General features: G+C 73.4%; 8 protein-coding genes. 4 read left to right on the forward strand and 4 right to left on the reverse strand.

The window, feature by feature from the left end; genetic code table 11:
- The coding region (locus N869_RS10335; RefSeq protein ID WP_052105383.1) for an NYN domain-containing protein at positions 1-357 on the forward strand (357 nt) is incomplete at its 5' end.
- A gap of 11 nt (positions 358-368) precedes the next feature.
- Here N869_RS10335 and N869_RS10340 read toward each other — a convergent pair.
- Genes N869_RS10340 through N869_RS10345 form a run of 3 tightly spaced genes read right to left on the reverse strand, consistent with a single transcriptional unit; the run spans position 369 to position 3,050 of the window.
- Positions 369-1,451, reverse strand: a complete 1,083-nt coding sequence (locus tag N869_RS10340; RefSeq protein ID WP_035061187.1) for an NADH:flavin oxidoreductase/NADH oxidase — start codon at positions 1,449-1,451, stop codon at positions 369-371.
- 50 nt (positions 1,452-1,501) lie between these two features.
- Positions 1,502-1,672: an MFS transporter small subunit gene (locus N869_RS17385; protein ID WP_156968489.1), complete on the reverse strand. Its 171-nt coding sequence runs from the start codon at positions 1,670-1,672 to the stop codon at positions 1,502-1,504.
- 1 nt (position 1,673) lies between these two features.
- Entirely contained in the window at positions 1,674-3,050 is a 1,377-nt protein-coding gene (locus N869_RS10345; protein ID WP_156968490.1) for an L-lactate MFS transporter, read from the reverse strand.
- Positions 3,051-3,196: 146 nt separating this feature from the next.
- On the opposite strand from N869_RS10345, the gene acs reads away from it, so the two are divergent.
- The 3 genes from acs (at position 3,197) to N869_RS10360 (ending at position 7,663) form a co-directional block, all read left to right on the forward strand.
- Positions 3,197-5,275, forward strand: coding sequence for an acetate--CoA ligase (gene acs, locus N869_RS10350; RefSeq protein WP_084136926.1), 2,079 nt, complete (start codon positions 3,197-3,199; stop codon positions 5,273-5,275).
- Between the two features lie 235 nt (positions 5,276-5,510).
- Positions 5,511-6,869 carry a magnesium transporter gene (gene mgtE, locus N869_RS10355; protein WP_035061189.1) on the forward strand — a complete coding sequence of 453 codons (1,359 nt, stop codon included), beginning with the start codon at positions 5,511-5,513 and terminating at the stop codon, positions 6,867-6,869.
- 77 nt (positions 6,870-6,946) lie between these two features.
- Positions 6,947-7,663 (forward strand): MgtC/SapB family protein, encoded by a 717-nt coding sequence (locus tag N869_RS10360; protein WP_035061194.1) that lies wholly within the window; start codon positions 6,947-6,949, stop codon positions 7,661-7,663.
- A 7-nt stretch (positions 7,664-7,670) separates the two neighbouring features.
- Here the strand turns inward: N869_RS10360 and N869_RS10365 are convergent, their stop codons facing one another.
- Positions 7,671-8,597 (reverse strand): FAD-dependent oxidoreductase, encoded by a 927-nt coding sequence (locus tag N869_RS10365; protein ID WP_035061197.1) that lies wholly within the window; start codon positions 8,595-8,597, stop codon positions 7,671-7,673.
- Between the last annotated feature and the right edge of the window lie 236 nt (positions 8,598-8,833).

Here is an 8,833-nt window from a genome sequence, read left to right on the forward strand (position 1 = left end):
CGGGCGGGGGCCGCCACGCGCCTGCTCGCGGACCTGGTCCCGCTGACGGCCGTGGCACCCGGTGAGGACGGCTCAGGCACCCGCGACGGCTCCGGGCCGTGGGGCGAGGTCGTCGTGGTGCTCGAGGGGGCGGCACGGCGCACGGACGGCACGGACGACGCGCACGCGTCGGGGATCACCGTGGTGCGCGCCGAGGGCTCCGGGGACGACTGCATCGTGGAGCAGGTGCACGCCCGGGAGGGCCGCGACGTCGTGGTCGTGACGTCCGACCGGGAGCTGCGCCGACGGGTGCAGGACCACGGCGCCCAGGTGCGCGGCGCCCGCTGGCTGCTCGACCTGGCCGCGGCGCCCCGCTGATCCCGACGACGTCAGGTCCACGCCCCGCGCAGGTACTGCGCAGGCACGGGCGCAGGACCGTCCGCGTCCGGTGCGACACCCAGCTCGCGGGCGGCGCGGAGAGCCCACATGGGGTCCAGCAGGGCCGGACGTCCGATCATCACCGCGTCGGCGGCCCCGTCCACGAGCACCTGCTCGGCCTGCGCGCCCGAGGTGATCATCCCGACGGCGCTGACGGCCAGGCCGGACGCCGCCCGCACCGACCGCGCCAACGGCACCTGGTACCCGGGCCCCACGGGGATGCGCGCCGGGACGTTACCGCCGCTGGACACGTCGACGAGGTCCACCCCCAGCGCCGCGAGCCACGTGGCGACCGTGCCCACGTCCTGGACCGTCAGGCCACCTTCGACCCAGTCCGTGGCCGAGACCCGTACCAGCAGGGGCACGTCGTCGGGCAGCGCGACCCGCACCGCCCCCGCGACGTCCAGCAGGAGGCGGGCCCGGTTCTGCAGGGTGCCGCCGTAGTCGTCCCGCCGGTGGTTGGACAACGGTGACAGGAACTGGTGCAGCAGGTAGCCGTGCGCGGCGTGGACCTCGACGACGTCGAACCCGGCGCGCACCGCACGGGCCGCCGCGAGCGCGAACGCGTCGACCACCTGCTCGATCCCACCCGGTGACAGCTCGCCCGGGGCGTCGAGCCCGTCGAACGGCACCTCGGAGGGGCCGACGGTGGGCCACCCGCCGTCGGCCGCGGGGACGCTGCCCGTCCTCGCGTCCCAGGGCCGGTGCGTGGAGGCCTTGCGCCCGGCGTGGGCCAGCTGGACGGCCGCGGTGGCGCCCTGGGCGTGGAGGGCGTCGGTGACCTGCCGCCAGCCCTGGACGTGCGCCTCGTCCCAGATCCCGGCGTCCTGCGGGGTGATCCGCCCCTCGGGCAGCACGGCGGCGGCCTCGGTCATGACCAGACCGAAACCGCCCGTGCCTCGTGCCGCCAGGTGGACCAGGTGCCACGGCCCCGGCATCCCGTCCTGGGCGGAGTACTGGCACATGGGCGCCAACCAGACCCGGTTACGGACGGTGACCCCGCGCAGGGTCAGGGGCGTGAACAGGCGGCTCATGCCCTGCAGAACGCCACGCGGCGCACGTGTGTTCCGCCGTGGTGGTCCACTCAGCCGAACAGGGCAGCGGCCTTGATCGCGGTCTGCAGGACCCCGTACCCGAGCAGCGTCCCGACCACGCCCCACAGGGCGAACGCCATGACGCGGATCGGTGCGCCCGCAGAGGCCTGAGTCGCGGGGGCGGCGTCCGCGGCCTGGGTGGTGTTCTCGGCAGCAGGCATGTCAGGCCTCCTTCGTGGCTGCGGCGAGCTCGGGGGTCTCGGCCCGGGGGCCGTCGTCCGGGGTCGCGCTGGTGGGCTCGTGGTGCTTGGCGTCGACCGGTCGCACGAGCATGTTGGCGATGAAGCCGATGATCAGGACGCCGGTCATGACCACGAGGGAGGGCAGGTACTGGGCGGCACCCTCGACGCCGCGGGCCGCCTGGGCGTCGGCGATCGAGTTGACGATCAGTGGCCCGGCGATCCCGGCGGCCGACCACGCGGTCAGCAGGCGACCGTGGATGGCGCCGACCTCCAGGGTGCCGAACAGGTCCTTGAGGTAGGCCGGGATGGTGGCGAACCCACCGCCGTAGAAGCTGACGATCAAGAACGTGACGACCACGAACAACGCGATCGAGGCACCGCTCGTGGTGGCCAGGACGGCGTAGAGGAGCGCCCCGACGCCCAGGTACATCACGTAGATGCGCTTGCGTCCCAGGGCGTCGGAGGCCGAGGACCACACGACCCGGCCGCCCATGTTCGCCAGGGACAGCAGGCCCACGAAGCCGGCGGCGGTGGCCGGGGTCACCGAGGTGAAGAAGTCCTGGATCATCGGGGAGGCCTGCTCGAGGATCCCGATGCCGGCGGTGACGTTGGTGAACAGCACGATCCACAGCAGGTAGAACTGCGGGGTGCGGACGGCCTTGGCGACGCGGACGTCGTTCTGGGTCTGCATCGCGTTCTTCTTGGGCTTGGGGGTCCACCCCTCGGGCTTCCACCCGGGTGCGGGGACGCGGATCACGACCGCACCCGCGGTCATGAGGACGGCGTAGATCGCCGCAAGGGTCAGCATGGTGGGCACGAGCGCCTCAGCCGGTGTGGCCCCGTAGGCGTCCAGGAGCCGGACCGTCAGGGGGGAGGCGACCATCGCCCCGCCGCCGAAGCCCATGATCGCCAGGCCGGTGGCCAGGCCCGGGCGGTCGGGGAACCACTTGATCAGGGTGGACACCGGTGAGATGTAGCCGATGCCCAGACCGATGCCGCCGAGGACGCCGTAGCCGAGGTACACGATCCACAGCTGCCCGAGCTGCACCCCGACGGAAGCGACCATGAACCCGCTGACCCAGAAGAGCGCGGAGACGGCCATGGCCTTGCGGGGGCCGTTGCGCTCCATCCACTTGCCGCCGAACGCCGCCGAGAGGCCGAGCATCACGATCGCGATCGAGAAGATGATCGCGACCGAGGTCATGCTCGCGTCGAACCTGTCGACGAGCGGGTTCTTGAACACGCTGAAGGCGTAGACCTGCCCGATGGACAGGTGCACCGCGAGCGCGGCGGGTGGGACGAGCCACCGGTTGTATCCGGCAGGCGCGATGGTGCGGCTGCGGTCGAGCAGGTTCATCAGTCCTCCACGGGTGCGCGCCCTGGGCGGCGGTGTCATCCCATGGTTCCCGGTGACGGCAGCGGTTTCGGGGGACCTTTGTCACGGCGGTCGGGTGGACGTCCGCCCGACCTGCGCCGGGGCACGCCAACCGTCGCAGTCCGGGCATGTCGACGTCGGTGAGGGAGCAGGTGAAGGGACTTTGGTCCCGTCTTGGCCTCTGCGCGTCTACGATCCGTTGTGACCGGTCCGTGACCGGCCTGACCGCACCACCGCCGTTGCGCACAGGAGGACCCGTGACCGAGTCGTCTGCCCAGGACCTCAGGTTCCCGCCCGACCCGGAGTTCGCCGCCCGGGCCAACGCCACCCCCGAGCTCGCCGCGTGGGCCGAGGCGGACCGTCCGGCGTTCTGGGCCGAGCAGGCCCGTCACCTGCTGACATGGTCCACGGACTTCACCGAGACGCTCGACTGGTCGGGGGCGCCGGTGGCCCGGTGGTTCGCCGACGGCACCCTGAACGCCTGCTACAACGCGGTGGACCGGCACGTGGACGCGGGTCACGGAGAGCGGGCGGCGCTGCTGTTCGAGGGCGAGCCCGGGGACCGGCGCACCTACACCTACGCCCAGGTGCTGGGCGAGGTCTCGCGGGCGGCGAACGCCCTGACGGCGCTGGGGGTGCGGACCGGTGACCGGGTGGCGATCTACCTGCCGATGATTCCCGAGGCGGTGTTCGCGATGCTGGCGTGCGCGCGCATCGGGGCGGTGCACTCGGTGGTGTTCGGCGGGTTCTCGGCCGAGGCGCTGCGCTCGCGCATCGAGGACGCCGAGGCGGTCGCGGTGATCACCGCCGACGGGGGCAACCGGCGCGGGTCGACCGCCGCCCTGAAGCCCGCGGTGGACGAGGCGCTGGAGGACGGTGGGGCGAGCGTGCGCCACGTGCTGGTGGTGCGCCGCACCGGGCAGGACGTGGCGTGGACGGACGGGCGGGACGTGTGGTGGCACGAGGCCCTGGAGGCCGCCGAGGAGTCCCACGTGCCGGTGCCGGTCGGCGCCGAGCACCCGTTGTTCATCCTGTACACCTCGGGCACCACCGGGAAGCCCAAGGGCATCCTGCACACCACGGGCGGGTACCTGACGCAGACGGCGTTCACGCACCTGAACGTGTTCGACCTCAAGGCCGGGACGGACGTGTACTGGTGCACGGCCGACGTCGGCTGGGTCACGGGTCACAGCTACGTGGTGTACGGCCCGATGCTGAACGGCGCGACCCAGGTGATCTACGAGGGCACCCCGGACACCCCGCACAAGGGCCGGTGGTGGGAGGTCGTCGAGAGGTACGGGGTGACGATCCTGTACACGGCGCCCACGGCGATCCGCACGTGCATGAAGTGGGGCGAGCAGGTGCCGGCCGAGCACGACCTGGGTTCGTTGCGGGTGCTGGGCAGCGTCGGGGAGCCGATCAACCCCGAGGCGTGGACGTGGTACCGGCGCGTGATCGGCGGTGACCGCACACCGGTGGTGGACACGTGGTGGCAGACCGAGACCGGCGCGATCATGATCTCGCCGCTACCCGGTGTCACGACCGCGAAGCCCGGCTCGGCGCAGACGCCGCTGCCGGGGATCGCTGCCGAGGTCGTGGACGAGGAGGCCCACCCCGTCGAGGACGGGCAGTCGGGGTACCTGGTGGTCACCGAGCCGTGGCCGTCGATGCTGCGGGGCATCTGGGGTGACCACCAGCGGTTCGTGGACACCTACTGGTCGCGCTTCCCGGAGATCTACTTCGCCGGGGACGGTGCCAAGAAGGACGACGACGGTGACATCTGGCTGCTGGGTCGGGTGGACGACGTGATGAACGTGTCGGGCCACCGGCTGTCGACGGCGGAGATCGAGTCCTCGCTCGTGGCCCACCCGATGGTGGCCGAGGCCGCGGTGGTGGGCGCCAGCGACGTGACGACCGGGCAGGCGGTGGTGGCGTTCGTGATCCTGCGTGCCGAGCACGCCCAGGACGCCGAGGGCACCGACGTGGCGGCGACCCTGCGCGCGCACGTGACCCGGCAGATCGGGCCGATCGCCAAGCCGCGCACGATCCTGGTGGTCAGCGAGCTGCCGAAGACGCGGTCGGGCAAGATCATGCGCCGGTTGCTGCGGGACGTGGCCGAGGACCGTCAGATCGGGGACGTGACCACCCTGGCCGACTCCTCGGTCATGGAGCTGATCGCGAGCGGGCTGGAGCGCCCCCGCGCCTGACCGCGGCAGGGGTTGACGCCCCGCCTCACGGTTGAGAACCTTTCCCGGGCTCCGCCGTGAGGTGTCGAGCCGTGGGCGCGAAAGGGGGTGGTGGCATGAGTCCGAGTCCGAGTCCGGCTCCGAGTACGACCGACCGCACCCCATCCACCGGTACCCCTCGCCCTGGCGCGCGCTGACCGCGACCAGGGCCTGACGCGCGTGCGTCCAGGGGTGCCCGCCCACCCCTGGAGCTGACATGACCCCCGCACCCCTGCGCGACCTGCTCACCACCGACAACCTCACCGGCCTGAGGGCGTGGCTGGACGACACCGGCACCCTGGACATCGCCGACGAGCTCGCTCGTCTCCCCCAGGCCGACCAGGCCGTGGCGTTCCGGCTCCTGCCCAAGGACCGCGCCATGGCCGTGTTCGAGGCGCTGGACCCCTACCACCAGCAGCAGCTCCTGGACGGTCTGCGTGAGGACGGGGTGGCCGAGCTGGTCGCCGGCATGGACCCCGACGACCGGGCACGGCTCCTGGACGAGGTCCCGGCCGGGGTCGCGAGCCGCCTGCAGGCCGGCCTGACGCCGGAGCAGCGTGAGTCGACGGCCTCGCTGCTGGGGTACCCCCCGGCCTCCGCCGGGCGGCTCATGACCCCCGAGTACGTGAGCCTGCGGGCCGCGATGACGACCGCGGACGCCCTGAGCAAGCTGCGGCGCACCACCGTCGACGGGGACAACCTGGTCGTCCTGCCCGTGACCGACGACGCCCGCCACCTGGTCGGCACGGTGGCCCTGCCGTCGCTGGTGAAGGCCGCCCCGCAGACCCCGGTCGCGGACCTCATGTGCCCCGAGCTGCACCGGGCGCGCGCCGAGGACGACCGCGAGGCGGCGGCCCGCCTGGTCCAGGAGGCCGACCTGCTGGCCCTGCCGGTGGTGGACAGCGAGGACCGCCTGGTCGGGATGATCACCGTCGACGACGCCATGGAGGCGCTCGAGGCGGAAGAGACCGAGGACATCGTCCGCGCCGGTGGTTCGGAGCCGCTCGGCGTGCCGTACATGGCGGCGTCGGTGTTCCAGCTGGCCCGCAAGCGGGCGGTGTGGCTGCTGCTGCTCGTGGTGGCCGCGGTGCTGACGGTGAACGTGCTGCAGGTGTTCGAGGACACCCTCGAGGCGGTCATCGTCCTGGCCCTGTTCATCCCCCTGCTGATCGACACCGGGGGCAACGCCGGCTCCCAGGCGGCGACGGTGGTGATCCGGGCCATGGCCCTGGGCGAGGTCCGGTTCTCGGACCTGCCGCGGATCGTCTGGCGGGAGGCCCGGGTCGGCATCCTGCTGGGCGCGATGCTCGCGGGCATCGGGTTCCCGATCGCCGCGGTGTTCTTCGGCCCAGAGGTCGGCCTGGTGATCTCCTTGACGCTGCTCGCGATCTGCGTGTGGGCCTCGTTCGTGGGCGGCATGCTCCCGGTCCTGGCCCGGCGCCTGGGCATCGACCCGGCCGTGGTGTCCGCACCGCTGGTGACGACCCTGGTGGACGCCACCGGGCTGATCCTCTACTTCCTCATCGCCACCGCGATCCTCTCTGACCAGATCGGTGCCGCGACCGCCCTGGTCTGAGACCTCTCGCCGCACCCCGGGACGCCCCTGCGCGGGCGCGTCCCGGGGTCGACCACGCACGGGAACGGAGCTCTGCCATGGAGCTGAACGAGATCGAGATCGTCGTCCGCATCGCCAGCGCGCTGGCCCTGGGCACCGTCATCGGGCTGGAACGGCAGTGGCGTGCCCGCATGGCCGGGCTGCGCACCAACTCCCTGGTGTGCCTGGGTGCGGCGCTGTTCGTGGTGCTGAGCGCGATGACGCCCGGTGACGCGAGCCCCAGCCGGGTCGCCGCCCAGGTGGTCTCCGGCGTCGGGTTCCTGGGGGCGGGGGTGATCATCCGTGACGGCGCGAGCCTGCGCGGGATCAACACCGCTGCGACGCTGTGGGGCTCGGCCGCGGTGGGCAGCCTCTGCGGGGCCGGGCTCTACCTGCCCGCGGCCCTGGGCGCGGGGGCGATCGTGGTCGCGAACCTCGCCCTGCGCCCCGTGGCCCGCACGGTCGAGCGGCACAGCCGGGTCGGCACCGACCCCGAGGAGCCGGTGCACTACGACTTCAAGGCGATCTGCCGGGACGCCGACGAGGCGCACGTGCGTGCCCTGGTCGTCCAGGCGGTCTCCACCGGGGGGTTCGCCCTGCGGGGCGTGCACTCGGAGGACATCGACGCCAGCGGGAAGGTGACCGTGACGGCCCGCCTGGCCGCGACCCGCCGGGACGACAAGGTGTTCGAGACCGCGGTGAGCCGCCTGAGCCTGGAGCCGGGCGTCTCGTCGGTGAGCTGGCGGGTCGCGACCCGCGACGAGGTCGACCTGTGAGCGCCGCTCAGAACCCCAGGAGCCGGCGCAGGTTCCGGGCCGCCTCGCGTCCGGCCCGGTTCAGGCTCGTGGGGGCCGGCTGCTGACCGGCGCCCACGAGCTGGACCCGCGGGTCGGCCACCACCTGGGTGCCGTCGGTCAGCACCGCGCCACCGGTACCGCGCAGGCGCAGGGGCGCCAGGTGCCGCAGCGCGGGTCGGAACCCGGTCGCCCACACCACCACGTCGGCGGGGTGGGTGCCGGGCTCGGGCCCCTCGGCCCAGTGGACACCCTCGGGGACCAGGCGGTCGAACAAGGGCCGGGGCTCCGGCAGGGTCCGTGACCTGCGGGCCGGGCGCCTGGCCACCCACGTGGTCGAGGCCGACACCCCGGTCAGGCGCGGCACCAGGTGCACGGCGGCCGTGCCCGCACCGACCAGGACGACGTCCGCCCCCGCCAGTGCGGTGGGGTCGCGGAGGTCACGGGCGTGGAGCTCGGTCCCGGTGAACTCCGGCCGCCCGGGGCACGCGGGCACGAACGGCCGGCTCCACGAACCGGTCGCGTTGACGACCCCGCGCGCGGTCCACGTCCCGTGCGTGGTGGTGACCTGCAGGGAGCCCTGCCGACCGCCGGGCGCGCCGACGGACCGGACGTGCACCGGGCGCAGCACCTGCAGGTCGCGCTCGTCCTCGAACAGCCCGTGGTAGGTGGCCAGGGCCTCGGCCAGGGGCATCGACGGGTCCCCCGTCACGACCTCCGCGCCGGGCAGGGGCTCCAGGTCGCGGACGTCACCCAGGCGCACGCCGGGGGTCGACCCGCCCCACGCCCCGCCCGGGCCCAGCGAGTCGTCCAGGACCACCAGGTCCGTGCCGGGGCGCAGCCCGGCACGCGCCAGGTGGTGGGCAGCGGCGAGCCCGGCGTGCCCCGCACCGATGACGACGACCTCGACCTGCACCTGACTCCTCTCGCCCCCCGGGCATCTTCCCGCGAGGACCGGCCGGTTCGGGGCGGACGTGCCGGATCGGGCCCCGGCAAGGCCTGCGGTTCACCCGGACGGACCAGTCTGCCCGGCGGGCACCCGCGTGGTGGGATGGTCCACATGACCTCCGCCCCGCCCGCGCGGCACCTCGGCCCGCTGGACGCCGCGACGGCCGGGCAGGTGCGCCGGCTGGCCGACCACGCCGCACGCAC

It is taken from the genome of Cellulomonas bogoriensis 69B4 = DSM 16987 (genome assembly GCF_000767165.1).
Lineage (GTDB): Bacteria > Actinomycetota > Actinomycetes > Actinomycetales > Cellulomonadaceae > Actinotalea > Actinotalea bogoriensis.